The organism is Streptomyces sp. NPDC006711 (assembly GCF_042869775.1).
In the GTDB taxonomy this organism is placed as follows: domain Bacteria; phylum Actinomycetota; class Actinomycetes; order Streptomycetales; family Streptomycetaceae; genus Streptomyces.
Map to the genome: position 1 here is coordinate 468,687 of NZ_JBIAGO010000001.1, position 25,152 is coordinate 493,838.

The 25,152-nt window shown below is 72.0% G+C and carries 27 protein-coding genes; 16 read left to right on the forward strand and 11 right to left on the reverse strand.

Translation table 11 applies throughout. From position 1 onward, the window contains the following. The first annotated feature begins 323 nt into the window (after positions 1-323). The 4 genes from ACFYM2_RS02045 to ACFYM2_RS02060 all read left to right on the forward strand — a co-directional run bounded on the left by ACFYM2_RS02045 (position 324) and on the right by ACFYM2_RS02060 (position 2,729). Positions 324-527 carry a cold-shock protein gene (locus tag ACFYM2_RS02045; RefSeq protein WP_350231289.1) on the forward strand — a complete coding sequence of 68 codons (204 nt, stop codon included), beginning with the start codon at positions 324-326 and terminating at the stop codon, positions 525-527. A 405-nt stretch (positions 528-932) separates the two neighbouring features. Next, complete coding sequence (locus ACFYM2_RS02050) at positions 933-1,241, forward strand: SCO5918 family protein (RefSeq protein ID WP_350231290.1); 309 nt, start codon at positions 933-935, stop codon at positions 1,239-1,241. 152 nt (positions 1,242-1,393) lie between these two features. Next, entirely contained in the window at positions 1,394-1,732 is a 339-nt protein-coding gene (locus ACFYM2_RS02055; protein ID WP_359002730.1) for a MerR family transcriptional regulator, read from the forward strand. Positions 1,733-1,853: 121 nt separating this feature from the next. Further along, positions 1,854-2,729 carry a helix-turn-helix domain-containing protein gene (locus tag ACFYM2_RS02060; RefSeq protein ID WP_388458307.1) on the forward strand — a complete coding sequence of 292 codons (876 nt, stop codon included), beginning with the start codon at positions 1,854-1,856 and terminating at the stop codon, positions 2,727-2,729. Positions 2,730-2,835: 106 nt separating this feature from the next. Here ACFYM2_RS02060 and ACFYM2_RS02065 read toward each other — a convergent pair whose 3' ends face one another. Beyond that, positions 2,836-4,170, reverse strand: coding sequence for a helix-turn-helix domain-containing protein (locus ACFYM2_RS02065; protein ID WP_388832579.1), 1,335 nt, complete (start codon positions 4,168-4,170; stop codon positions 2,836-2,838). A gap of 292 nt (positions 4,171-4,462) precedes the next feature. Between ACFYM2_RS02065 and ACFYM2_RS02070 the strand changes: the two genes are divergently transcribed. Both ACFYM2_RS02070 and ACFYM2_RS02075 read left to right on the forward strand, forming a co-directional pair. Further along, a complete protein-coding gene (locus tag ACFYM2_RS02070) occupies positions 4,463-5,707 on the forward strand; it encodes a hypothetical protein (RefSeq protein WP_388832582.1) in 1,245 nt (414 codons plus the stop codon). A gap of 89 nt (positions 5,708-5,796) precedes the next feature. Continuing rightward, positions 5,797-7,119, forward strand: coding sequence for a UDP-glucose dehydrogenase family protein (locus tag ACFYM2_RS02075; protein ID WP_388458302.1), 1,323 nt, complete (start codon positions 5,797-5,799; stop codon positions 7,117-7,119). Between the two features lie 16 nt (positions 7,120-7,135). Here the strand turns inward: ACFYM2_RS02075 and ACFYM2_RS02080 are convergent, their stop codons facing one another. From ACFYM2_RS02080 to ACFYM2_RS02115, 8 genes are all read right to left on the reverse strand, one after another. Next, the gene (locus tag ACFYM2_RS02080) at positions 7,136-7,843 is read right to left on the reverse strand and encodes a GntR family transcriptional regulator (protein WP_359002739.1); all 708 of its coding nucleotides are present in this window, start codon (positions 7,841-7,843) and stop codon (positions 7,136-7,138) included. Between the two features lie 79 nt (positions 7,844-7,922). Continuing rightward, positions 7,923-9,395 (reverse strand): NAD(P)/FAD-dependent oxidoreductase, encoded by a 1,473-nt coding sequence (locus ACFYM2_RS02085; RefSeq protein WP_388832584.1) that lies wholly within the window; start codon positions 9,393-9,395, stop codon positions 7,923-7,925. Between the two features lie 184 nt (positions 9,396-9,579). After that, on the reverse strand, positions 9,580-9,894 hold the full coding sequence (locus tag ACFYM2_RS02090; protein WP_359002777.1) for a (2Fe-2S)-binding protein: 315 nt from the start codon (positions 9,892-9,894) through the stop codon (positions 9,580-9,582). Positions 9,895-9,936: 42 nt separating this feature from the next. Then, positions 9,937-11,091, reverse strand: coding sequence for an NAD(P)/FAD-dependent oxidoreductase (locus tag ACFYM2_RS02095; protein ID WP_388832587.1), 1,155 nt, complete (start codon positions 11,089-11,091; stop codon positions 9,937-9,939). 126 nt (positions 11,092-11,217) lie between these two features. Next, the gene (locus ACFYM2_RS02100) at positions 11,218-11,430 is read right to left on the reverse strand and encodes a DUF397 domain-containing protein (RefSeq protein ID WP_388832590.1); all 213 of its coding nucleotides are present in this window, start codon (positions 11,428-11,430) and stop codon (positions 11,218-11,220) included. 27 nt (positions 11,431-11,457) lie between these two features. After that, on the reverse strand, positions 11,458-11,688 hold the full coding sequence (locus ACFYM2_RS02105; protein ID WP_388832593.1) for a DUF397 domain-containing protein: 231 nt from the start codon (positions 11,686-11,688) through the stop codon (positions 11,458-11,460). 272 nt (positions 11,689-11,960) lie between these two features. Further along, the gene (locus tag ACFYM2_RS02110; protein WP_388832596.1) at positions 11,961-12,170 is read right to left on the reverse strand and encodes a DUF397 domain-containing protein; all 210 of its coding nucleotides are present in this window, start codon (positions 12,168-12,170) and stop codon (positions 11,961-11,963) included. Continuing rightward, entirely contained in the window at positions 12,167-12,895 is a 729-nt protein-coding gene (locus ACFYM2_RS02115; protein ID WP_388832599.1) for a DUF5753 domain-containing protein, read from the reverse strand. Before ACFYM2_RS02115 ends, ACFYM2_RS02110 begins: the two co-directional genes overlap by 4 nt. A 362-nt stretch (positions 12,896-13,257) precedes the next feature. On the opposite strand from ACFYM2_RS02115, the gene ACFYM2_RS02120 reads away from it, so the two are divergent. The 8 genes from ACFYM2_RS02120 to ACFYM2_RS02155 all read left to right on the forward strand — a co-directional run bounded on the left by ACFYM2_RS02120 (position 13,258) and on the right by ACFYM2_RS02155 (position 20,223). Further along, positions 13,258-13,467, forward strand: coding sequence for a hypothetical protein (locus ACFYM2_RS02120; RefSeq protein ID WP_388832602.1), 210 nt, complete (start codon positions 13,258-13,260; stop codon positions 13,465-13,467). Between the two features lie 59 nt (positions 13,468-13,526). Continuing rightward, a complete protein-coding gene (locus tag ACFYM2_RS02125; protein ID WP_388832605.1) occupies positions 13,527-13,658 on the forward strand; it encodes a hypothetical protein in 132 nt (43 codons plus the stop codon). Between the two features lie 93 nt (positions 13,659-13,751). After that, positions 13,752-14,054: a hypothetical protein gene (locus ACFYM2_RS02130; RefSeq protein ID WP_388832608.1), complete on the forward strand. Its 303-nt coding sequence runs from the start codon at positions 13,752-13,754 to the stop codon at positions 14,052-14,054. A gap of 485 nt (positions 14,055-14,539) precedes the next feature. Next, the gene (locus ACFYM2_RS02135) at positions 14,540-16,288 is read left to right on the forward strand and encodes an ABC transporter substrate-binding protein (RefSeq protein WP_388832611.1); all 1,749 of its coding nucleotides are present in this window, start codon (positions 14,540-14,542) and stop codon (positions 16,286-16,288) included. A 14-nt stretch (positions 16,289-16,302) separates the two neighbouring features. Continuing rightward, on the forward strand, positions 16,303-17,247 hold the full coding sequence (locus ACFYM2_RS02140) for an ABC transporter permease (protein ID WP_388832614.1): 945 nt from the start codon (positions 16,303-16,305) through the stop codon (positions 17,245-17,247). Then, entirely contained in the window at positions 17,244-18,230 is a 987-nt protein-coding gene (locus ACFYM2_RS02145) for an ABC transporter permease (protein ID WP_388832617.1), read from the forward strand. Before ACFYM2_RS02140 ends, ACFYM2_RS02145 begins: the two co-directional genes overlap by 4 nt. Next, complete coding sequence (locus tag ACFYM2_RS02150) at positions 18,230-19,243, forward strand: ABC transporter ATP-binding protein (protein WP_388458284.1); 1,014 nt, start codon at positions 18,230-18,232, stop codon at positions 19,241-19,243. The genes ACFYM2_RS02145 and ACFYM2_RS02150 overlap by 1 nt, the downstream gene beginning before the upstream one ends. After that, complete coding sequence (locus ACFYM2_RS02155) at positions 19,240-20,223, forward strand: ABC transporter ATP-binding protein (RefSeq protein WP_388832620.1); 984 nt, start codon at positions 19,240-19,242, stop codon at positions 20,221-20,223. Before ACFYM2_RS02150 ends, ACFYM2_RS02155 begins: the two co-directional genes overlap by 4 nt. Before the next feature lie 22 nt (positions 20,224-20,245). Here ACFYM2_RS02155 and ACFYM2_RS02160 read toward each other — a convergent pair whose 3' ends face one another. After that, positions 20,246-21,232 carry a Dyp-type peroxidase gene (locus ACFYM2_RS02160; protein ID WP_388832623.1) on the reverse strand — a complete coding sequence of 329 codons (987 nt, stop codon included), beginning with the start codon at positions 21,230-21,232 and terminating at the stop codon, positions 20,246-20,248. A 298-nt stretch (positions 21,233-21,530) separates the two neighbouring features. Beyond that, positions 21,531-22,172 (reverse strand): cysteine hydrolase family protein, encoded by a 642-nt coding sequence (locus tag ACFYM2_RS02165; RefSeq protein ID WP_388833078.1) that lies wholly within the window; start codon positions 22,170-22,172, stop codon positions 21,531-21,533. Between the two features lie 97 nt (positions 22,173-22,269). Here ACFYM2_RS02165 and ACFYM2_RS02170 point away from each other — a divergent pair, with 97 nt between their 5' ends. Together ACFYM2_RS02170 and ACFYM2_RS02175 are read left to right on the forward strand one after the other, a co-directional pair. Beyond that, on the forward strand, positions 22,270-23,271 hold the full coding sequence (locus ACFYM2_RS02170) for a GlxA family transcriptional regulator (protein WP_388458481.1): 1,002 nt from the start codon (positions 22,270-22,272) through the stop codon (positions 23,269-23,271). A 140-nt stretch (positions 23,272-23,411) separates the two neighbouring features. Next, positions 23,412-25,088 carry a sigma-70 family RNA polymerase sigma factor gene (locus ACFYM2_RS02175; protein WP_388832626.1) on the forward strand — a complete coding sequence of 559 codons (1,677 nt, stop codon included), beginning with the start codon at positions 23,412-23,414 and terminating at the stop codon, positions 25,086-25,088. Positions 25,089-25,152: the final 64 nt, after the last annotated feature.

Here is a 25,152-nt window from a genome sequence, read left to right on the forward strand (position 1 = left end):
GCTGCCTGATGACCTGATGGCGTGATGGCCTGATGAAAAATATCTGTCACCGCCGCGAGAGAATTCGAAACGACGCCCCGTAAGGATTTCTTACGCGACTGGCGGAGCGGAATTATTGACCGGGACCTCACGGACGCACCGTGCTAAGGTCGTTATCAGTTGCAGTTGTGGTTCCCAAAACTTCGGGCCACCGTGTCGGCCTCTGCGCCGACAGGTGCTCTTTTGTATGTCCCGGTCTTCATACTCTCCGGGCGGGGTAATCATCGCAGTGACGCGGGGCCCGCACGGTGCGGGTTCCGGGAAATGCCCCGAAGGAGATTGACATGGCTGCCGGTACCGTGAAGTGGTTCAACGCGGAAAAGGGCTTCGGCTTCATCGAGCAGGAGGGTGGCGGCCCGGACGTGTTCGCCCACTACTCCAACATCTCGGCCCAGGGCTTCCGCGAGCTCCAGGAAGGCCAGAAGGTCAGCTTCGACATCGCGCAGGGTCAGAAGGGCCCGACGGCCGAGAACATCGTTCTGGCCTGACGCCACGCACCCGCCGCAGCTGGGGCCCGCACCTTGGGGTGCGGGCCCCAGCTCGTTGCGTTGGGGCGCGTGTACGCGCCCCGGCCCGGGTTTTACGCCTCGGCCGCCGAGCGGGTTGACAAGGGCCGGGAGTGCGAGGGATCGCATAGTGTTCGGGACAGGCAAGGACAACGCCGCCGCCGCTCCCCTTCCCCGCATTCCCCCGCCCATTCCCTCCCCTTCCTCATCCCCTCTGCCTCTGCCTCTGCCTCTGCCTCTGCCTCTGCCGCGTAATCCAATCGCCGCACGCCCCTCTATTGCCGGGCCCGCGAGTCACCTCCCCGCTTTCCCGCGATTCCCCGCACCTGCCCGGCTTTCCCCCTCTTCCCCCTGGGAATTCCCTTCTCCCGCTCCCTGTGAGGCATCATGCGCTGTGTCATCGCCCGCTTCCCGTTCGATCTGACCAAGAGCGGGGTGGTGGCCTCCATGAAGGGCATCAAGCCCGAGCCCATCGTGGGTGAGTCGGTCCTCATCGGCCGCCGCCACTACCCGGTCAAGCAGGTCGGCGAGGTCATCACCCGCCAGGACCGCCGCGACTTCAGCGCGCAGGAGGTGAGCCGGGCCATGACCCGCCTCGGCTTCACCTGCCAGGCGCTGCCCCAGGCCGAGCCCGCCCGCGTCCTCACCCCGATGGAGGAGGCGTCCGCGCTGCTGGGCGTGTCCGCGCTCGCCTAGTCACCGCCGCCGGGCGCGTACGCCCGCGCCACCCCGAGGGCCCCGCCGACGCCGGCGGGGCCCTCGTCGTGTGCCGATGGTGTTGAATTCTTCGGGACCCTGGTGGCGTACGGCATCCCCGGTCCCTCGACGCGTTCGCACAAAGAGGTGACATGACAGCGGATAGCCCCCTCGGCGGCCGGCTGGACGACGACGACTACCCCGCCTACACGATGGGCCGGGCGGCGGAGCTGATCGGGGCGAGCCCGGGGTTCCTGCGGGCCCTGGGCGAGGCGCGGCTCATCACGCCGCTGCGGTCGGAGGGCGGGCACCGGCGTTACTCCCGCTACCAGTTGAGGATCGCCGCGCGGGCGCGGGAGCTGGTGGACCAGGGCACCCCGGTGGAGGCGGCGTGCCGCATCGTCATCCTGGAGGACCAGCTGGAGGAGGCGCAGCGCCTCAACGCCCGGTACCGGGCAGCGGCCTCCCCCGGGCCCGGCTCCCCCGAATGACCTGGGCGTACGCGGTGTGAGCCCCGCCCCGGCGTACCCGACCGGAGCGGGCAGGGAAGGTCGGGTGGGGGACGGGGGCGCGCTCCTAGCGTGGAGGGCACAAGGAAGGAAGGGGGGCGGGATGCTCGGGCGGCTCAACGACGCGCTGGACCACATCGAGGACCACCTCGACGGACACATCGACGTGGCGGAACTCGCCCGCATCGCGACGACATCGGAGTACCACCTGCGCCGGCTCTTCTCGGCGCTGGCCGGGATGCCCCTGTCGGAGTACGTGCGGCGCAGGCGGATGACGGTGGCCGGCGCGGAGGTGCTGGAGAGCCGGCGCACCCTGCTGGACGTCGCGGTGCGCTACGGCTACACGTCGGGGGAGGCGTTCGCCCGGGCGTTCCGTGCCGTGCACGGCGTCGGCCCCGGCGAGGCCCGCCGCACCGGCGCGGCCCTGAGGTCCCAGCCCCGTATGTCCTTCCGTCTCGTCGTCGAAGGGAGCACCAGCATGCGGTACAGGGTGATGGAGAAGGACGCGTTCCACCTGGTGGGCAGGGTGGCGCGGGTGCCGCTCGTGCACGAGGGGGTGAACCCGGCGATCGCCGCATTCATCCAGGGCATCGGCCAGGACACGTCGCTGCGGATCCACCAGCTGTCCGACCAGGAGCCCGAGGGCATCGTCTCGGCCTGCGACGGCCTGGACCCCAGCCGGGCGGAAGGAACCGAACTGGACTACTGGCACTGCGCGTTGACGTCCGCCGAACCGCCCGAGGACCTGGACGCCCTGCCCGTGCCGGCCGGCACCTGGGCGGTCTTCGAGAGCACCGGCCCCTACCCGGCGGCGCTCCAGGAAATGTGGCGGGACGTGTTCACCCAGTGGTTCCCGTCCAACCCCTACCGCAGCCGCCCGGGCCCCGAAATCCTGCGCACCCGCCCGTCAAAGGTGGGCGACACCACGGACGCGGTGCTGTGGATCCCGATCGAACGGGCAGGGCCCGCGGGGGCCTGAGCGCCTGACCCGGTCCGCGTCACGGTCCTGGACGGGTCCGGGGCGCGGGGGCCGACGAAGCGCACGTCAAAGCCGAGCACACCCGCGCCGCGCCTACCAGATGCCTTCAGTTCCGCAGCCCTGAGCGAGCGGCGAGCCCCCTGAGTTCCCCCGTCGTTCGCCCGGATACGAGGAGCCCCTGGATCATCGACTTCACGGCGGGCCGAGCGTGCGTTTCCTCCGGCGCGACGCGTTCCGCGGCCAGCAGAGCGCGTACGCATTCGTCACGCCGCCCCCGCGCGGCACACGCGGTGGCGACGTCCGTGTAGTAGCGGGCACGGCGTTCCGCAGTGGGGAGTTCCTGGGGGGCCAGGGCCTGCGCGGCGGCGAGGGCGCGGCTGGGGTCGCCGGCAGAATTCTCAGCGGAGATGAGGTGCAACTGAACGGTGGCGAAGCTGAATCCGCCACCGTGGTTGCGCAAGCGGGTCGTACTGCGCAGGGTGGTGGCGATGGCAGCGGCCTCCTTGGTGAGATCGCGCATGCCCTGGGCGTCGCCGTCACGGGCCGCGGTGTAGGCGGCGGACTGTACAAGCAGCCCGCGTTGCGCCGCCCCGTCGGAACCGGAGGCCCGCAGGCGGGGGTCGTCCGCCGCGGCGAGGGCCAGAGCCATGGCCTCATGTGCCCAGCCGGCGCGTCGGGCCAGGACCGCGAGTTGCCGGGCCGCCTCGGTGGACTGCATGACGTCGCCGTGAGCCTCGGCGTACTGACGGGCCCGGTCGGCGGCCATCCACCCGAGCTGCTGCTCGTCCAGCTTGACGAGCATGCGTGTGGCCAGGATGTACGCCCCGGCGAGTTCCCGTTCCGCTCCCGCCCCCTGGGCGTGGCCGGCACGGATCGCGGACGGAAGACGGTGCGCGAGGCTGGTGTAGTCGCAGAGATGGAAAGCGGCCAGCGCCCTTTCGAGCTCCGTCGCGGCCGGTGCCTGCACAGGTCCAGTCGGGGCGCTGATGCCGAGCATGGCGTCTCGGAGGCGGCCCGCGAGGACGGTTTCGATCGGAACCTGTTCCTCACCACCGGCCACCGGTAGGGGAATCCCGGCCGCGGCGGCGGCCGTCATGGCCAGCCCCGCCGCCAGCACGTTCCGCCGCGCGAACCCGTCCCCGTCGTCCTCATGCCCACGGCCCGCCCGCGCTACGTGCAGGCGTGGCCAGCGGCTTGGCGTACCGGTAGGGCCGGAGCCTGCTGCGGCGAAGGGCTTGGGAGACAATCCCAGCTCGGCCGGGGCGATGCCGAGCGCTCTCGCGAACCGCCACAGCACGTTGACGTCCGTCAGCGGAGAAATCCCGCGCTCATAACGTGACACTTGGGCGGCCGAGTAACCGGCAAGCTCGCCCAACTGGGCCAGCGTCAGGCCGAGTCGCCTGCGGGCACGGCGTACGACGTCTCCGGCATCGGTCGTCATGTCCGGCTCCTGGTCCGTTGTTCACCAGCGTGCCCGATATGGGCCCCCGGGGCAGGGTGCACCTGTTTTTGCACCTCGTGCAAGGCCCTTTGCCGGCAGAGACAACGCTCTGTCGATAGCCGGGGCGGACGCGGTCTCATGAGAACAGCGAGGAGCAACGCGTCCCCGGTGCCGTGCTCGACAAGTACGTCCGCCGGCACCGGCACGGATGCGGTGGCCGCCCTCAGCCAACTCTCCCACCCGGCCGCCCCACACGGGCAGACCGTCGCGCATCAGAGTTCGAGGAGACGACATGCAGTTTCCCGTCACAGTCATCGACCAGCTCGACGAGGACCAGCTCCGCAAGTGGCACGACTTCTACGGGGTGACCGCAGACCGCCCCCGCTTCGTGGAGGAGGGCATCTGGCGGCGCACCCAGCAGGAGGACACCGCCGCCAACTCCGGCTGGACTGGCGAAGGGGACGCCCGGCGCCGCATCGTCCACTACTGGCACCAGTTCGGCCTCGCGGACACCGCCGCCGCGCCGTCGCTGGCCATGCAGCAGCTGTACCTCTACCACTCGGTGGCCGCGCCCCGGGCCGAGATCGAGACGGCGTGGGAGGAGAACCACGCCATGCTCACCGAGGGCGCGTGGAAGGAGACGGGGCCCGGCCGGTTCGAGCTCGGTGACCTGCGCGTGCACATGATGCGCGTCGAGGAGCACCCGGAAGACCTGCGAGCGGGCCGGCGTCTCCCGGCCGACTACGAGGTCATCGACACCACCTTCACCTCCGTCAACACCTGCCCGCCCCGCGCGATCCGCCGTCGCCCCTGGGAGGTCCTGACCCACGGCGTCCGGGTCAAGGACACTCCCGGCCAGCCCGTCTACGCCGACGATCTGGCGCAGCTCGCCGAATTCCTGCCGTTCCAGGTCGAGGTCGGCTGCGGCGTCTCGTACGAGGCCGGGATCCCGCCGCTGCACCGGCTCCACGAGATCTACCACGTCAACGAGATCGACGACGAACAGCTTCGCAAGGGCTTCACGTTCGTCCTGGCCCCGGGACGGGACCCGCTGCTCACCGAGATGTTCCTCGACACCGAGAACAAGGTCGATGAGCTGTCGCACATGTACCGGGCGTGCTTCAACGCCGACGTCACCCCGGCCCTGCGGGCGCTGAAGCGCCTGGAGGAGGCCGGGCACATGGTCGGCCCGTTCATCACGAGCAACTTCGACGCGCTCGGCGCCCGAGCCGGTTTCCAAGAGGAGTTCATGCGCCGCTACGACCAGCGGATCCCGCCCGTCACCTTCCACCCCGACGCGAAGGCCCTGGTCGTGATCGGCCTGCACGCGGACCGCCGGTGGGTGGCCAAGCGGGCCCGCGCGGCCGGGCTCAAGGTGTTCATCGTCGACCCGGAGGGATTCCCCCGTCCGGACGGTTCCTGGTTCGCCTATCCGCTGGAGGCGCCGCAGAGCGGTGACGTGGTCGTACGCCGGACGGCCGCCGACGCGATCAGTGGCCTGGAGCGAATCCTGGGGCCTGGCGGGGCCGAGGAGTGAACTCCGGGGCCGGGGAACGGCGTTAGCCTCGGCCGCTCGGCTTGTTCCCCGGCCCCCACACGGGCCCCTCCCAGAGTGAGAGTCAAGGAATGCGCGTTTCAGTCATCGGCTGTGGGCACCTCGGCATCCCGCATGCGGCGGCCATGGCCGAACTCGGTCACGAAGTGCTGGGGGTCGACGTCGACCAGGCCAAGGTCGACCGGCTCAACTCGGGGGAGTGCCCCATCTACGAGGCCGGTCTCCCCGAACTCCTCACCACCCACACAGACAGCGGTCGACTGCGGTTCACCACCGACGTCCGCGAGGCCGCCGACTTCGCCGAGCTGCACTTCGTCGGCGTCGGCACTCCCATCGACGCCGACGGCCGCTCCTACGACACCGCCCAGGTCTTCGGCGCGATCCGCCAGCTCGCCCCGCACCTCGACCGGCCGTGCACGATCGTCGGCAAGTCCACCGTCGCCGTGGGCACCACCGCCCGGATCACCGACCTGGCCCAGCGCCTCGCCCCGGCCCGCGAGAAGGTGGATGTGGTGTGGAACCCCGAGTTCCTTCGCGAAGGCCACGCCGTCGAGGACACCCTGCGCCCGGACCGCCTGATCGCGGGTCTCACCACCGCCGAGGGCGAGAAGGCCATCCGTAAGGTGTACGCCGGGATCATCGACGCGGGCGTACCGCTCTTCGTCACCGACCCGGCGACCGCCGAGCTGGCCAAGGGCGCCGCGAACACCTTCCTCGGCCTGAAGATCTCGTACATCAACGCGGTCGCGGACATGTGTGACGCGGCCGGTGCCGACATCTCCCAGATCGTGGACATCCTCGGCATCGATCCCCGCATCGGCGCCGGAGGCATGCGGCCGGGCATCGGCTACGGCGGCGGCTGTCTGCCCAAGGACGTGCGCGCCTTCACCGCCTCCGCCCGACACCTGGGCGCCGACCAAGCCGCGGCCCTTCTGCGCGCCGCCGAGGTGATCAACGAGCAGCGCACGGACGTCGCCCTCGACCTCATCACCCACGCCCTGGGCGACCGCCCCATCAAGGGCGCCCAGGTCACCGTGTGGGGCGCGGCGTTCAAGCCCGGCACCAACGACGTCCGCGAATCCCCGGCCCTCGCCCTGGCCCACGCCCTTCAGCAGGCCGGTGCCAGTGTCACCGTGCACGATCCGCAGGCCGTGCCCACCGCGATGATCCGCAACCCCGAACTCGACTACAGCGACGACCTGTCGGGCGCCCTGGACGGCGCCGACCTCGTCGTCCTGGCCACCGAATGGCCCGAGTACCGCGACGCCGACCCCCACGCCCTGGTGAACCGTCCCCGTACTCCCGTGCTCGTCGACTGCCGTACGACCCTGGACGCTGCCGGCTGGCGTGCGGCGGGCTGGACCGTCCACCAGCTCGGCCGGCCCGGGAAATAGACCGGGCCCCAAGCGGTCAGCGGCCCGCGCCGAGCCTTCTGGGGGGCTTGGGGTCGGCGGCTTCGCTTCTTGCCCATAGGGAGCGGACGTGGCCCAGGTGGCGGGTCATGCACTTCTCGGCGGCCCGGGCCTCGCCGGCCAGCATGAGGTCGAGCAGTTCGATGTGCTCCTCGGCGGAGGGGATCAGCTCGTCCCGCTGGTCCAGGGCGGTCAGACCGTACAGGCGGGAACGTTTGCGCAGTTCGCCGACGGTTTCCACCAGGCGCTCGTTGCCGGAGAGCGCGAGCAGCGAGAGGTGGAAGCGGCGGTCCGCCTCCAGGTAGCCGATGAGGTCGTGGTCGCGGGCGGCGCGCACGATCTCCTCGGCCACGGGGCGCAGCGCCTCCAGGTCGGCGCGGTCCGCGCTGCGGGTGATCCGCCCGATCATGGGGACCTCGATCAGTGCCCGGATCTCGGTGTACTGGTCGAGGTCGCGCTCGTTGACCTCGGTGACCCGGAACCCCTTGTTGCGGACCGGCTCCACCAGGCCCTCCCGCGCGAGGTCGAGCATGGCTTCGCGTACGGGGGTCGCGGAGATGCCGAAGTCCTCGGCGAGGCCGGGCGCCGAGTAGACCTGGCCGGGGCGCAGTTCGCCGGAGATCAGCGCGGCGCGCAGGGCGTGGGCGACCTGGTCGCGCAGTCGCTCGGTGGTGGTGATGACCTTGCTCTGCTTCAGGTGTCCCATGCTGTTCCTCCGTACCGAGCGGAGAACCAGAGTACAATGTCACGTTGCTTTTCTGGTCCGGGCGACCGACCCCGGCGGCTCAGCCCTCCTTCACCGGCGTCTGCGCGTCCTGATCGTCCGGATCCTTCGGCGGGGCGAGGCCGGCCAGCGTGCCGAGTGGGACGGGTGCGGCCAACGGGCGGCGTTCCAGCGGGGGTTCGCCGCCGCCCGCGAGGCAGGCCACGGCCGCCCCGCACGTGCGGCCCTGGCACCAGCCCATGCCGGCCCGGGTGAGCAGCTTGACCGTACGGGCGTCCCGGGCGCCGTACTCCTCGACGGCCTCGCGGATCCGGCCCGCCGGCACCTCCTCGCAGCGGCACACCTCGGTGTCGTCGGTGAGCCAGCCGGGCCAGCCCGGGCCGGGCGCGTGCGCGGCCGCCATCGCCTCGGCGAAGGCACGCAGCCGGGTGCGGCGGCTCCGCAACTGCCGTACGCGCCCGCCGGGCCCGGGGTTCCTGCCCAGTCGGGCCGCTATCGCCATCGCCGCCAACTCGCCCTCCACGCAAGCAAGTTGCGCCCCGCCCACGCCGCCGGGCTCGCCCGCCGCCCACAGTCCGCGTACGGACGTCTCCTGGCGCCGGTCCAGGACGAGGGCGCGGGAGCCGTCGGGGGTGGGCCGGGTGGCGCAGCCGAGGGTGGTGGCCAGATCGATCGCGGGGACCAGGCCGTGGCCGACGGCCAGCGCGTCACAGCGGATCTCGCGTTCCGTGCCGGGCACGGGCCGCCACGCGCGGTCGAGCCGGCTGACGGTGACCGCCTCGACGCGCCCGTCCCCGTGCACCGCCGTCACCGCGCTGCGGGTGCGCAGCGCCACCCGGTGCCGCAGCAGCGCCGTGCCGTGCACCGCGGCCTCGGTGAGTTTGTGCGGATTGACGGCGAGCGCGCGCGGGCTGCGGGCGTACCGCAGGTATCCGGACGCCTCGATCACGGCCGGCACCTCGGCGCCGGCCGTGGCCAGCGAGGAGGCGACGGCCAGGAGCAGCGGGCCGCTTCCCGCGACGACCACGCGCTTTCCTGGCAGTACGAGCCCGGCCTTGAGCATGGCCTGCGCGCCGCCCGCGCCGACGACACCCGGCAACGTCCAGCCCGGGAACGGGAGTTGGCGCTCGTACGCGCCGGTCGCGAGCAGGACGGCTCGCGCGCGTACGCGTACGGGAAGCGCTCCGTCGCCGTCGGGTCCGGTGGTGGCGTGCACGGTCCACCGGGTGTCGTCGTGGCGCTCCACCGCCCAGACGTGGTGCCGGGCGAGGTGTGCGACGCCGCTCGCCGTCAGGCGCTCGCGCAGTTCGGCGAAGGTGCGCCAGTCGTGGTGCAGCGCCTGTGGCCGCCGGGCGCCGAGCGCGGCGGCGGGCTGCCGGTAGAACTGCCCGCCGATCTGCTCGGAGAGATCCACCAGGGCCACCCGGAGCCCCAACTCGGCCCCTACGACGGCCCCGGCGACCCCGGCGGGCCCGCCCCCCACCACGACGAGATCCCACGCCTCGTCCACCGGCGCGGGGAGCCGTGCGCCCACTTCGCCGGGCCCCGCGCTCGCACCATTCGGGCCCGCGCCGATCGCGCCCGCGCCATTCGCCGCACTCGCACTCGCACCCGCACCCGCACCCGCGCCCGTCACACTCGCACCGCCCGCACCGCCCGCACCACCCGCGCCACCCGCACCGGAGCCGGCACCACCCGCACCCCCCGAATCCCCCGTCTCAGACGGCAAACCCCGCACGCCCCTCCCCCTCCTGCGTCGTGATCTCATCGCCGTCCGCCACGGGCACCAGGCACGCCCGCCGGTTCGGTACGCCATTGACCGTCGCGAGGCAGTCGTAGCACTGCCCTATGCCGCAGAACGCGCCCCGGGGCCGGCCGCCGACCCGCGTGGTGCGCCAGGCCAGGATGCCGGCCGCCCACAGCGCCGCCGCGACGGACTGCCCGGGCAGCGCGGGCACCGGGCGCCCGTCGACCGTGATCTCGAACGCCGGGCCGGGTCGCGCCCCGGCCAGTTCCCCGGGGCTACGCGCCACCATGGGTCTCCTCCCTCCGGACAGAACTCGGCTCGCCGCCATTCAAACCGCCGCCCGCTCGAACCGGCCCGGGTCGAACGCCGCGCCGTCCAGCGGTAGTTGCTCGCCCACCAGGCACGCGGCGATCAGCCGCCCCGTCGCGGGAGCGAGCCCGATCCCCGCGCCCTCGTGCCCGCACGCGTGCAACAACCCCGGCACCCGCGCGTCCGCCCCGATCGCCGGCAGGTGGTCGGGCAGATACGGGCGAAAGCCCGCGTACGTACGCAGGACGCGGACCTCGGCCAGCACAGGGAACAGCGCGCTCGCCCCCGCCGCGAGGCGGCTGACCGCGCCGACGGACAGGGTGCGGTCGAAGCCGACCCGTTCGCGGCTCGCCCCGATCAGGACGGGGCCCGCCGGGGTGCCCTCGACCACGGGTGAGGTCTGGAGCGCGGCCGAGCCGCTGGCCACGTCGGACACGTAGTCCGCCGCATACACCTTGTGCCGCACCACGCGCGGGAGCGGTTCGGTGACCAGGACGAATCCGCGCCGGGGCAGCACGGGCAGGAACACCCCGGCGAGGCGGGCCAGTTCACCGCCCCAGGTGCCGGCCGCGTTCACCACGTGGGGCGCGTGCAGCACCCCGGTGGCGGTCCGTACACCGCGTACCGCGCCGTCGGGGCCGGTGAGCAGTCCGGTGACCTCCTGGCCGAGCCGGACCTCGGCGCCCGAGGCGCGCAGCAGATGGGCGGCGGCGAGGGCGGGCATGACCTGGGCGTCCTGGGGATAGTGGAAGCCTCCCGCGAGACCCGGCGCCAGGTGCGGCTCCAGGTCGTGCAGCCGGTCGCCCGCGACCTCGTGCGTGGTGACGCCCGCCTTCGTCTGGGCCGCCGCGAACTCCCGCAGCGCGCTCATCCCCGCCTCGTCACGGGCGACGACGAGACCGCCTTTGGGCTCGTACTCGATGCGCGGCGGCAGCAGCTCGGCAAGCTCCTGCCACAACTGGGTGGAGAGCAGGGCGAGTTCGAGCTCGGGGCCGGGCTCCTTGTCGGAGACCAGGAGGTTGCCCTCCCCCGCCCCCGTGGTCCCGCCGGCCACCGGGCCCCGGTCGAGCACGGTGACCCGCAGACCGGCGCGGGCCGCGTAGTAGGCGCAGGCGGCTCCCACGACCCCTGCGCCGACCACGATGACGTCCGCGACGTCCGCGGTGCTTCTCATGGATCTCATGGACACGTCAGTAATATTTCACATGGCACTGGTCCTGCCAAGGGGGTCACGGGGCCGCCCAGCGCGAGGGAGCCGCCACCCCATCCGTGGGGCGACGGCTCCGACGTACGTCCGTACTCAGATGGCGCGGTGCTTCACGGCGTCCAGGAAGACACCCCAGACGCTGTCCGGGATCACCAGCGCCGGACTGGCGGGGAACTTCGAGTCCCGCACGGGCATCGCGCCGGTGACGCCGTGGGCGACCTCGACGCAGTTGCCGGAGCCGTCGTTGCTGTACGAGGACTTGCGCCAGGCGCTTTCAGGGGCCAGTTCGTACGCGGTGCTGGGCATCACGGTTCAGCCTCTCGGGGTGAAGGTTCAAACGGTGGCGTTCTTTGCGAAGGCAAGGAACGCGCTGAACGCCGTGGGAGAGATCTGGAAGGCGAGGCCTGCGGGCTGCTTGGAGTCGCGCACGGCGATGGTGGCAGTGAGTTCCGCGATTTCGACGCAGTTGCCGGAGCCGTCGTTGCTGTACGACGACTTGGTCCAGGCCTTCTCGGGGGCCAGGGCGTACGCGGTGAGGGCGGGGACGGTGTGATGAGGCGTCATTGCTCAACCTCCTGGGCTAGTCGTTGCATAAGCGCTGGGGTGTGCTCCGGCGGGAGTGCCGGGGCGGCCCTGGGCTGGGAGGTCACGCGATCGCCCGGCTCGCCACCCTGGGGAACGTCCGCATCCAGATTCTCCCCATGGAGGCGTGCACCATCCAGTCCCCGTACGACTTCATCGTTCTCGACCCGGGCCGCACTCTGCCTGCCACCGTCCGCGCACCACAGAGCCGCCGCCCCAAATGTAGGGGTGGCGGCTCCGTCATACGTCCGTACTCAGATGGCGCGGTGCTTCACGGCGTCCAGGAAGACACCCCAGATGCTGTCCGGGATCACCAGCGCCGGACCGGCGGGGACCTTCGAGTCCCGCACGGGCATGGCGCCGGTGACGCCGTGGGCGACTTCGAGGCAGTTTCCGCCGTCGCTGCTGTACGACGACTTGGTCCAGGTGAGGCCGGTCTGGGCGGAGTTCGGAATGGTGGTCATGGTGAGTCCTTCAGTTGAGCGATGAGGTCGGTCGTTTTGTCGAACGGCAGGGCCGCCGCGCGCAGGCGCTCGAACGCGGCTCCGTAGATTGCCACTTCGACAGGGTCTTCGACGTAGAGGGCGTTTGTCAGGTCCTCTACGTGCGCGATGTCCAGATCTGCTGACTCCGGAAACCCGAGGAGGGTGAACGGGCCCGACATCCCCGGGTGCGGGGACGCGGTGAGGGGGAGCACCTGCACGGAGACGTGCGGAAGCGTGGTGACGTCCAGGAGGCGTTGCAGCTGCTCCCGCATGACGTGGGTGTCGCCCAACTGGGGACGTAGGGCCACCTCGTGGATGATGGCCCAGAGCTCCGGCGGGTCGGGGCGGGTGAGGATCGACTGCCGCGCGGTGCGGACCTCCACGAGCGCGTTCACGCGGTCCGGCGGCGTCGTCATGTTGATGGCGTCGATGGTCGCGCGGGCGTACGCCGCAGTCTGAAGCAAGCCTGGAATCAGCGTGGTCTGCCACGTGCGGACGCTCTTGGCCTGCGCTTCCAGGCCGATCAGATCGGCGTACGCCGGCGAGATCGTGTCGGCATAGGTCTGCCACCATCCGCGCCGTGCGCCGTCCCGTGCCAACGCGTGCAGAACCCCGCGTTTCTCCGTGTCATCCTCGGCCACGCCATACAGCGCCAGCAGGATATCCAGGTCGCTCGGCTTGACGCCCGTGCGCGCCGTCTCCACCCGCGATGCCTTACCGCGCTGATGGAGGTGCGCTCCTGGACGTCGTCCAATTTCAGTCCGGCGGCTTCGCGCAGGCGGCGCAACTCGGCGCCGAGGCGACGTCGTCGCACTGTCGGTGCACCCATGTGGCGTCACACCCACCGGAGTTGAGGACCAGTCTCCACTTGCCGCGCCCAGCATTCCACAGGATCACCCGACCCCAGGGCTGGGCCGAATATGCAAGTTTTCATTTTGTGGCGTTCCACTTGCATGCAGCCTGGGCCGACGGACACACCGTGTGTATCGGAGGCCACACGGTGAGTGATCACGTGCCACTGCTGCCGCACGCCGCGGTGGCCCAGCCAACCCCGAAGAGACATGGCATGAATGGCATGAACAGCGCGATGCGCTACGTAGTTGATATGGACACCGGCCGGGTCGGCCAGGTCGTGGCGGAGTACGAGGGGTCCGTGTTCCTGCGGCCGCCCGGTGGTGGGCGGCAGTGGGCCGTCGCCCCGCACCGTCTGCGGCCGCCGACCGACACCGAGCTCCGGGTCGCGCGCCTCTACGGCACTCCGGTGGTGACGCGCTGATGTGGGCGGTGCAGCCGTTCCTGCCGCGACGGGAACCCTCGGAGCGCCACGGTTGCGCCGTGTGGCGCGAGTGGGGGGAGCGGCGGGCCGAGGCGCGCGAGCGCGGCGACCAGGACGCCCTGGACGCGGCGAACGCGACGATCGCCGCGCACCCGCACCCGCACCCGCACCCGCACCCGCACCGATCCTGACCTCGACCTCGACCCGCCCCAACCCGACCCGCCCCGAACCCATCTGACCCGACCCGATCCGAAAGGGGCGCCCCAGTGGAGTGCTCGCAATGGGTGAGCCTGCCGGAGGACGAGCGGCGCAGGGCGCTGTCCTACCCGGGGGGCGAGGACGGTGACGTTCCGGCGTACGTCGCCTGCGAGCTGGACCCGCACCCCTACGGCGAGCACGTGGCCCTCCTGCGCCACCTGGCACCGACCGGGGACGCGCCGGACGAGCTGTGGCTGGTGTGGGGTGGTGAGGCCGGCATGGAACTGCGCCGCCTGCCCGCCTGCGAGCGGACCGGCCCCTCGGCGGACGTCTCGTGCTGGCTGCCCATGCGGCATCGGGGCGGCCATGTCTGGGAGCGCTACGAGTAACCCCTCCAGAAGCCCGCGCGGGCGCTCGTCACCGGTGGCCGCGCGGGGGCAGAGAGGGCTCGGACACCGATGAGGTCGGCCGACCGGGCCCCCTGTCCAAACCACCACCCGGACCACCCGGCCCCAGAACGCGCCTGGGGCCGGGCACTTGCGCGCCCCGCGCGAGGAGTGGACCACAGGACCCGGGGCCCCGCGCGCAGAGAACCGCACGTGCGGTCCGGTCAGCCGCTCGTTGATCCACGGACCGAGGTCGGCCCCCCGCTCCCGGCACCCCCAGCCGCCCGCCAGGGCCCCGGCACCCCGGCGCGAACACGGCGGGCTCCGTGGGCGCCGAAGTCGCCCCGCGCACCCCCACCCCACCGCCCCGCAGGGCCAAGCGTGGATAAAAAGGTTCCCGACACCTTGTCAGTGCAATTTCACATTACTATGTTACGGGTCACATTCCAGCCGCCCAGGGCTGACCGCACCGTACGGAGTGACCACAGATGAACAAGCGCATCCGCACCGCCCTCGCCGCCGCCGTGGTGGCGGCCCTGACTCTCGGCGCGGTCGGGTGTTCGGGGGAGAAGCACGCGAGCGGGGGCGGGCCGGGCGGTACGAATCCCGCTCTTGCCAACGTGGGCAAGACCGTCGGCGGCACCCCGGTCAAGGGCGGCACCCTCACCGTCCTGTCCAACCAGGACTTCACCCATCTCGACCCGGCCCGCAACTGGGTCATGAACGACATGGACTTCGGCATCCGGCTGCTCTACCGCACCCTGGTGACCTACAAGGCCGCCCCCGGAACCGGCGGCAGCGAACTCGTGCCGGACCTCGCCACCGACCTCGGCACGTCCTCCAACGGCGCCCGCACCTGGACCTTCCACCTCAAGCAGGGCGTCACCTACGAGGACGGCACCCCGGTCACCGCGCAGGACATCAAGTACAACGTGGAGCGCTCCTTCTCGCCCGACCTGCCCGGCGGCGCCGACTACGCGGCGCGCTACCTCACCGGCGCCGAGGGCTACCAGGGCCCCGGGCAGGGCAAGCACCTCGACTCGATTCAGACCCCCGACGACCACACCATCGTCTTCGAACTGCGCAAGCCCTTCGCGGAGTTCCCCAACGCCACCGTCATGCCCACCTTCGCCCCCGTGCCCAAGGCGCGGGACACCGGGCCCAAGTACGACAACAGACCCTTCTCGTCCGGCCCGTACAAAGTGGAGTCCTACCAGCGCGACAAACAGCTGGTCCTGGTCCGCAACACCCACTGGGACCCGAACACCGACCCGGTCCGCAAGGCCTATCCCGACCGTGTCGTCGTGACGATGGGCCTCAAGGCGACCCAGATCGACGACCGGATGATCGCCAGCCAGGGCGCCGACGCCTCCGCCGTGTCCTGGGGGGCGCTGCGCCCCGAGAGCGCGCCGAAGGTGCTGCCCGTCGCCGAGGTGCGCTCGCGGCTGCTCGCGGAGTCCACCAACTGCACGGACATGGTGCAGATGCACACCGGGCGCGCCCCCTTCACCGACGTCAGGGTGCGCCAGGCCATGATGTACGCGCTCGACAAGGACGCGGTGCTCACCTCGTCGGGCGGGCCCGCCTTCAACGACCCCTCGACCGCCTACATGCCGGCCACCCTCTTCGGCGGCAAGCAGCCGGACACCCTCAAGATCCCGGCCACCGGTGACATCGCCAAGGCCAAGCAGCTCCTGAAGGAGGCGGGCAAGCCGGGCGGGTTCGAGACGAAGATGACCGTATCCACCGGTGACAAGGGCCGCGCGGAGGCGATCCAGGAGTCGCTGGCCAAGGCCGGCATCAAGGTCACCATCGAGACCGTCGACCCCTCCGCGTTCTACGCCACCATCGGCGACGTCAAGAACCGCACCGACCTCGTGTACTCGGGCTGGTGTCCCGACTACCCCTCCGGCTCCACGTTCCTGCCGTTCGTCTTCGACGGGCGCTACATCAAGGACAAGGGCAACTCCGGCAACCACTCGATCTTCCGCGACGAGGCGACCATGAAGCGGATGGACGAGATAGCGGCGATGACCGACGCCAAGGCCGCCGACCAGGCCTGGCAGCGGCTCGACGGCGACATCCTCGCCAAGGCGCCCGCCATTCCGGTCCTGGTGCGGCGCTGGCCGCTCGTGGTCGGCAAGAACATCGCGGGCGCCTACGGCCAGACCTCGTTCGGCGGCCAGATCGACTACGCCACCATCGGGCTCAAGAACCCCTCCACGAGCGGGAATTGAGGGCGCGCCCGACCATGACCACTCTGGTGAAGAGCGCGGCGCCGCCGTCGGCGCCCGTGGCGGGCCGGGGCCCGTGGCAGCTGGCCCGGGCCGAGCTGCGCCGCCGTACCTCCGTGAAGATCTCCCTCGCCGTCGTCGTGCTGTTCCTCGTCATGGCGGCCGGCGCACCCCTGCTCGGCGCGCTCGGCGGCTGGTCGCCGGACGCCTTCGACAAGAGCGCCATCGACCCCTACCTCGGCGGCCAGCCGCTCGGGCCGCTCGGCGGCATCTCCGCCGAACACTGGCTCGGCGTGGAACCCATCACCGGGCGCGACCTGTTCGCCCGCGTCGTGCACGGCGCCCAGGTCTCGCTGTTCATCGCCCTGACCGCCACCGCGATCGTCGTGGTGACCGGCACGGCGGCGGGGATCGCGGCCGGATACTTCGGCGGCCGCACCGACACGGTCCTCTCCCGCCTGATGGACCTCACGATGTCCTTCCCCTCCCTCATCTTCATGATCGCGATGATGTCGGTGGCCAAGGACGTCAACCGCGTCCTGCTGATGACCGCCGTCATCGGCCTGTTCGGCTGGCCCGGCATCGCCCGCGTGGTGCGCGGCCAGACCCTCTCGCTCAAACACCGCGAGTACGTGGACGCCGCCCGGGTCGGCGGCTCGGGACCCTGGCGCATCCTGACCCGCGACATCCTGCCCGGGGTGGCCGGGCCCGTCATCGCGTACACCACGCTCATCGTCCCCGGCATGATCGCCACCGAGGCCGCGCTCAGCTACCTCGGCGTCGGCGTGCGCCCGCCCACCCCGTCGTGGGGCCAGATGATCGCCGAGAGCGTGTCCTTCTACGACACCGACCCGATGTACTTCGTCATCCCGAGCGCCTGCCTCTTCCTGACCGTGCTCGCCTTCACCCTGCTCGGCGACGCGCTGCGCGACGTCCTCGACCCGAGGGGGAGCCGCACATGAGCCGCTATCTGGCCCGCAGGATCCTCGGCGTCATCGGTGTGCTCATCGCGATCGCCGCCGTCACCTTCACCATCTTCTACGTCCTGCCCTCCGACCCGGCGGCCGCCGCCTGCGGCAAGTCGTGCAGCGCCGAACGCCTGGCCGCGATCCGCGTCCACATGGGCCTGGATGAGCCGCTGTGGCGCCAGTTCTGGGACTTCGCCTCGGGGATCTTCACCGGCCGCACCATGGGCACCGGCCAGTACGCCCTGCACTGCGACTTCCCGTGCCTGGGCTACTCCTACGAGAACAGCGAGTCCGTCTGGTCGCTGCTCATGGACCGCCTGCCCGTCTCCGCCTCCCTCGCGCTCGGCGCGGCCGTGCTGTGGCTGGCGCTCGGGCTGAGCGCCGGCGTCGTCGCGGCCCTGCGCAAGGACTCCCTGACCGACCGGGCCCTGATGGTCGGCGCGGTCGCCGCCGCCTCGCTGCCGGTGTACTTCACCTCGGTGATGCTGATCTACGGACTGATCAGGATCGCGGGACTGCTGCCCTATCCGCAGTACGTCTCCCTCACCTCCGACCCCCTGCACTGGGCGTCCAACCTGCTGCTCCCCTGGATCGCGCTCGCCGTCATGTACGCCGCCATGTACGCGCGCCAGAGCCGCAGTTCGATGATCGAGACGATGGCGGAGCCCTACATCCGCACGGCCCGCGCCAAGGGCCTGCCGCGCCGCACCGTCGTCGTCAAACACGGCCTGCGCTCCGCCATGACCCCGATCCTCACCCTGTTCGGGATGGACCTGGGCGCGCTGCTCGCCGGCGCCGTCATCACCGAGTCGATCTTCGGCCTGCCCGGCATCGGACGGCTCTTCTACGGCGCGCTGTCCACCGGTGACCAGCCCGTCATCCTCGGCGTGACACTGCTCGCCGCCGCCTTCATCGTCGTCGCCAACCTGGCCGTCGACCTCCTGTACGCCGTCGTCGACCCGCGAGTGAGGCTCTGATGACCCAGACCAGCGAGCCTCAACCCCTGTTGTCGGTACGGGACTTGAGCGTCGCCTTCGCCACGCCGCGCGGGCCGGTACGGGCCGTCGACGCCCTCTCCTTCGACGTCCACCGGGGCCGCACCCTCGGCATCGTCGGCGAATCGGGCTCCGGCAAGTCCGTCACGTCCATGGCCGTCCTCGGCCTGCACACCGGCGCCGAGGTCACCGGCTCCATCACGCTGGACGGGCGCGAACTGGTGGGGCTGCCCGAACGCGCCCTCAACCAGGTGCGCGGCCGGCGCATCGCGATGATCTTCCAGGACCCGCTCTCCAGCCTCCACCCCTACTACACGATCGGCGAGCAGATCGCCGAGCACCACCGCGTCCACTTCAACTCCGGGCGCGGGCAGGCCCGTAGACGCGCGGTGGAGATGCTGGCCGAGGTCGGCATCCCCGAGCCCGCGCGGCGGGCCGGGGAGTACCCGCACCAGTTCTCCGGCGGCATGCGCCAGCGCGCCATGATCGCGATGGCGCTCGCCTGCGAGCCCGAAGTGCTCATCGCCGACGAGCCGACCACCGCGCTCGACGTCACCGTGCAGGCCCAGATCCTCGAACTGATCGCCCGCATCCAGCAGGAGCACGGACTGGCCGTCGTGATGATCACCCACGATCTGGGGGTGGTGGCCCGCGTCGCCCACGACGTCCTGGTGATGTACGGCGGCCGGGCGGCCGAACAGGCGCCCGTGGACGACCTGTTCGCGCGCCCCGTCCACCCCTACACCCGGGGTCTGCTCGACTCGCTGCCCCGGCTCGACGACAGCGACGAGGAGCCCCTGCGCGCCATCCCGGGCAGCCCGCCCTCCCTGCTCGACCCCGCACCCGGCTGCGCGTTCGCGCCCCGCTGCCCGCGCGCCGCCGCCGCGAGCGAGGAGCCGCGCGCGCGGTGCGCGAGCGAGCGGCCCCTGCTCGAAGGGCCGCCCGGGCACACGGCCGCCTGCCACCTCCCCGCATACGAAGGCATAGCGTCATGAGCGTCGAGACCGCCCAACCCCTGTTGTCCGTACGGGACTTGAGGATGCACTTTCCGGGCCGAGGAGCCCGCTCGGCGCCCGTGCGGGCCGTGGACGGCGTCAGCTTCGACGTCGCGCGGGGCGAGACGCTTGGCCTGGTCGGCGAGTCCGGCTGCGGCAAGTCCACCACCGGCCGCATGATCGTGCGGCTCCTGGAGCCGACCTCGGGGACGATCGCGTACGAGGGGCGCGACATCAGCCGTCTGAACCGGCGCCGGCTGCGGCCGATGCGCAAGGACCTCCAAATGGTCTTCCAGGACCCCCACTCCTCGCTCAACCCCCGCCAGACGGTGGCCCGGATCATCTCCGACCCCCTGCTCGCGCACGGCACCCCGCCCGGCGTCGCACGCGCGCGGGCGGCCGAACTGATGGAACTCGTCGGCCTCATCCCCGAACACATCGACCGCTATCCGCACGAATTCTCCGGCGGCCAGGCCCAGCGCATCGGCATCGCCCGCGCCCTCGCGCTCGACCCCGCCCTGATCGTCGCGGACGAACCCGTCTCCGCGCTCGACGTCTCCGTACAGGCCCAGATCGTCAACCTGATGGAACGCCTCCAGAAGGAACTCGGCCTGGCCTACCTCTTCATCGCGCACGACCTGTCCGTGGTCAAACGGGTCTGCGACCGGGTCGCGGTGATGTACCTGGGGCGGGTCGTGGAGATCGGCGACAAGGAAAGCGTCTACGCCGACCCCGCCCACCCCTACACCCAGGCCCTGCTGTCCGCGGTGCCGCTGCCCGACCCGGCGGCCGAACGGGCCCGCGAGCGGATCACCCTGCTCGGCGACCCCCCGAGCCCCGCCGCGCCACCACCCGGCTGCTCCTTCCACCCCCGCTGCGCCCGCGCCCGCGCCATCTGCCGCACCGAGGCCCCGGTGCTGCGGACCACCGTGCCGGGGGAGGGACGCGAGGCGGCCTGCCACTTCCCGGGCCCGGCGTGAGGGACCGGAGCGCGCCCCGGTGTCACAGGACCGTGCTGCCCAGCGGCCGGTCCGGGCGCGAGCCGGGGAGGACGTAGAACAGCGCGGAGCCGTAGGGCTGGGTGTAGGCGTTGAGCGCGTCGCCGGACGCCATTCGCTGCCGTGCCCGCACGAAGAGCAGGGGGTCCCTCATGTAGGCGAGGAAGAGCGTTCCCCGGTCGGCCGCGTTGTTCTCGTAGGAGTAGCCCCGCCGCAGCATGCGGGCGCCGCCGTCGAGGCGGGGGTCCGCCAGGCGCAGGTGGGCGTCGGCCGGCAGGAGGTAACCGCCGTCCGGCGCGCGGGCGTCGAGGTCGCCCGCGTCGTGCTCGGAGCCGCCCGCAAGGGGCTCTCCCCCCTGTTTGCGGCGGCCGATGATCTGCTCCTGCCGGGCGACCGGGAGCCGCCCGAACTCCTCCACCCGCAGGCGGATGCGGCGCACCACGAGGAACGTGCCGTCCGCGTAGGGGCCGGGCCCGGGCAGCCACACCCAATGCTCGCACTCCTGCGGCCCGGGGTTGGCCGTGCCGTTCTTGAAGCCGAAGAGGTCGCGGGGCGTTCCGCCGGCCTCCGGTGGCGCGAGGAACGCCGTCCGCGCCCCGGGCCGCCCGGACGCGAGGAACCCGGCCTGGCGCCAGCGCGGACGCAGCACCCCGGCTCCGGCGCCCGCGAGCATCCCGGCCAGCGCCTCGCACGCCCGGGGGCCGGGCCCGCAGATCTGGACGCCGATCTCCCCGCCGCCCGCCCCGGGTTCCGGGCGCTCCCCGGGAAAGGCGGGCAGCTCCCGCAGCGCGTCGGGCGCGCCGATACCGAGCCTCGGCGGCAGGGTGGGCCCGATCCCGACGGTCACCGTCGTCCCCCGCGCCCGTCCGGCGATCAGTTCGCTCCACCGCGCCAGCAGCCGTCGCACCGCGTCCCGGCCCGGCGCGCCCCGGGTGTTCGCGTGCAGGTCGTAGGAGAGGAAGAGGACACTCGGCTGCCGCTGTCCCGCCACACCGCCTTGGCGCACCGGCTCGGGGACGGCACCGTGACCGCTCCCGTGCTCCCGCTCACGCCGCGCCGGACGCATGTCGCACCCGCTCAACGCGAAGGCCGCGGGGAGGCCGGCGAGGAGGGCGCGGCGCCCGATCCCGGGAGGTGTGGGGGCTCTCAAGTCATCGCACAAAGCAGCACATTCCATGAGAAAGGTGGTGCGCACGATACACCGGGCCCGTCGGCGCACGGCGTTTCCCCCGGTTGCGTGCCGCACACGTCGCCGGGGTGTAGGGCGCCCCCGCGCCCAAGCCGGTCCCCTATCGGCACACCGCGAGAAGCCCCGCCGTCGTCACGACACGCGCGAACCCGCCGCCGTGCAGGGTCACCGCGGTGGCCCGGGCGAGTTCGGCGGCGGACCGGTGCCAGCCGAAGGGGCCGCTCAGGTCGAAGGTGTGGGTCGCGTCGAGGGGGACCAGCACCTCGTAGCCGAGGTTGCCGCCCATCCGGGCCGTGGTCTCGACACACATGTTGGTCTGGATCCCGATCACCACGATCTGGCGGATCCCGGCCTCATCGAACCAGGCGCCAAGGTCCGGCGTCCCGTAGAACGCCGAGTTCACGGTCTTGGTCACCAGCAGCTCCGGACCCGTGCCCTGCCCCCGCCGCCTGCGCACGTACTCCTTGAAGTCATTGCCTCCGTATCCGGGCCGCAACGGCGAGCCCGGTCGCGACGAGTCGTGCCGCACGAAGACGACCGGCCGGCCCGTCTCCTGCCAGGCGTCGATCAGCGCGGCGATGTTCTCGTCGGCGGCCGGGTTGTCACGCGGCCCCCAGAACTCCTCCTCCTCGAAGCCCCGCTGCACGTCGACGACGACCAGTGCCGCGTTCGGCGCGAGGTCGGTCCGCTCGGGGGCCCGGGGGCTCCCCTCGCTCGGTGCGTTCTCGTGGTTGCTGCGCATATCGCTGGTCATGACCCCATGCTGGCGGTGCGGACCACCTCGCCCCAGAGGTACAGAAGTCAGCGATCGATGGTTTACTGCCAGCGTGACGGACACGATGCCTCCCTCTGGCGCCGGCCACCGGGTCGCCCTGCTGGCCTTTCCCGGCATCCGGGCCTTCGACGTCTCCGTGATCACCGAGGTGTGGGGCGCGGATCGCACCGCCCGGGGCGTGCCCGCCTTCGAACTGCGCCGCGTCGCCGCCGATCCGGCGCCCGTGCCGATGCGCGGCGGCCTCGCCCTCACCCCCGACCGCACCCTGGCCTGGCTGGACCGTGCCGGTCTGATCCTCGTCCCGGGTCTGGACGACCACACGACCCCCGCACCCGCGCCCGTACTCGCGGCCCTCCGCCGCGCCCATGCCCGCGGCACCACGATCGCGGCGCTGTGCGGTGGTGCGCTCACGCTGGCCCAGGCCGGGCTGCTCGACGACCGCCGCGCCCTGACCCACTGGGACCTCGCCGACCTGCTCCGGACCCGGCATCCACGGGTACGCGTCGAACGGAACGCGCTGTTCGTCGAGGACGGCAACATCTGGACCTCCGCCGGCACGGCCGCGGGCATCGATCTGTGCCTGCACCTCGTACGGACCGCGCACGGTGCCGAGACCGCCGCGACGATCGCCCGGTCGATGGTCACCGCGCCGTTTCGAACGGGAGGCCAGGCGCAGTTCATCGAACATCCCGTCCCGCGCACGGACCGGGACATGGACGCCCTGGCCGACGTACGCGCGTATGCGCTCCACCACCTCCACGAACCGTTGACCGTGGCCGCCCTCGCGGAGCGCGCCCGGATGTCACCGCGCTCCTTCGCCCGGCACTTCACGGCGACCACCGGGACGACGCCCCTGCGGTGGCTGCTCGACCAGCGCGTCGCGAGGGCGCAGAAACTCCTGGAGCGCACCGACCTGCCCATGCCGGAGGTGGCCCGCCGTGCGGGCTTCGGCAGTGAGATCACCATGCGCCAGCACTTCGCCGCCCGCCTGGCCACGAGCCCACGCGCCTACCGGGCCGCGTTCGCCCCGGCGGGCGCGGGGCTCGCCCCGGGCGCGCGTGGTTAGGCTGCGCGGGACCGCTCTGGTCGGAATGTGTTCGGTGGTGGAGCGGAAACGTTCGCTGTTTTCTGTTATCCGGACACCGCCGGGGTGTCTCCTCTACGTCGGGTCAGATGGGTTCGGTGCTCCGGGAGAGTGGACGAGGCGTGATCAGTGAACAGGAAGCCGCGGTGGTCGTCGCGGCCCGTGCCGGGGACCAGCGGGCGCGGGACGAGCTCGTCTCGGGGTATCTGCCGCTCGTCTACAACATCGTCGGCCGGGCGCTCGGCGGCCACGCCGATGTCGACGACGTCGTGCAGGAGAGCCTGCTGCGGATGCTCGACGGGCTGGGCTCGCTGCGCGACCCCGAGGCGTTCAGGTCCTGGCTGGTCGCCGTCACCATGAACGAGGTCCGCCGGTACTGGCACGGCCACCGGCGTACGCCCGTGGACGGCGGGCTCCAGGACGCCTACGACGTCGCCGACCCCGGCGCCGACTTCGTGGACCTCACCATCGCCCGGCTCGGCCTCTCGGGGCAGCGCAAGGAGGTCACCGAGGCCACTCGCTGGCTTGAGCCCGACGACAGGGCGCTGCTCTCGCTGTGGTGGCTTGAGGCGGCCGGTGTGCTCACACGGGGCGAGGTCGCGGCCGCGCTGGAGCTGTCCGCCGAGCACGCCGCCGTGCGCGTGCAGCGCATGAAGGGCCAGCTGGAGACCGCCCGGGTCGTGGTGCGCGCCCTCGCGGGGACCGAGCGCTGCGGCGAGCTGAACGGGCTGACGCAGTCCTGGGACGGTGTGCCGTCCGCCCTGTGGCGCAAGCGCATAGCCCGGCACGCGCGGACCTGCGCGGTCTGCTCGGGGCACTGGAGCGGGCTCATACCCGCCGAGGGCCTGCTCGTGGGGCTCGCCCTCGTCCCGGTGGCGGCGGCCACGGCCGCTCTGGCCGGCGCGTCGCTCGGTCACGGTCCCGGCCTGGACACCGTCGCCAACGCCACCACCCAAGCCACCCCGAGCGCCGCCACCCAGGCCTCGGCGCAGGCTCCCCGCGCCGCCCATGGCGCGCACGCGGCCGGTAAGCGACGGGCCCCCGCGTCCCGGCGCGACCGCCGCGACCGGCGGGCCCGGCGCCGGCGCAGGACCGCCACCGCCATCGCGGCCCTCGCCCTGGTCACCGCGGCCGGCGGGGCGTACCACTTCCTCACGGACTCCGGCGGCGACGCCTCCCACGCCGTCGCCGACGCCCCCGTCGTCACCACCGACGCGGCGGCCGACGGCATCAGCGCCCAGCCCGTGGCGCCGTCGCCGTCCGCATCCAACTCGCCGCAGAAGCCGAGCACTTCGCCCTCGCCGCGCCCCTCCCAGCACTCCGCGCCGGCCGCCAGACCGTCTGCGCGCCCCTCGCCGCCGAAGCCCGCGCCGAGCACGAAGCGCGCGGCTCCGAGCGCCGCCGGCCCGAACACGCCCGCCGCCGTGCAGCAGGTGCTCGACCTGGTCAACTCCGAGCGGAGCAAGGCGGGTTGCCCGGCGCTCACCAGCAATCCCCAGCTGTACGACGCGGCGCTCAAGCACTCCGAGAACATGGCCGCGCAGAACTTCTTCGACCACACCGACCCGAGCGGCGCGGGCCCCGGCGAGCGGATCACGGCCGCCGGTTACCAGTGGAGCTCGTACGGTGAGAACATCGCGCGCGGCCAGGCCGACGCGGCCGCCGTCATGGACTCCTGGATGCACAGCCCCGGCCACCGCGCCAACATCCTCAACTGCGGCTTCAAGGAGATCGGGATAGGCGTGCACTACGGGTCGGGCGGCCCCTGGTGGACGCAGGACTTCGGCAGCCGGAGTTAGCAGGGAGCGGCGCTGGGTGAACGGGGGCGGGCCCGGGTCGTGCGACCCGGGCCCGCCCCTCGTG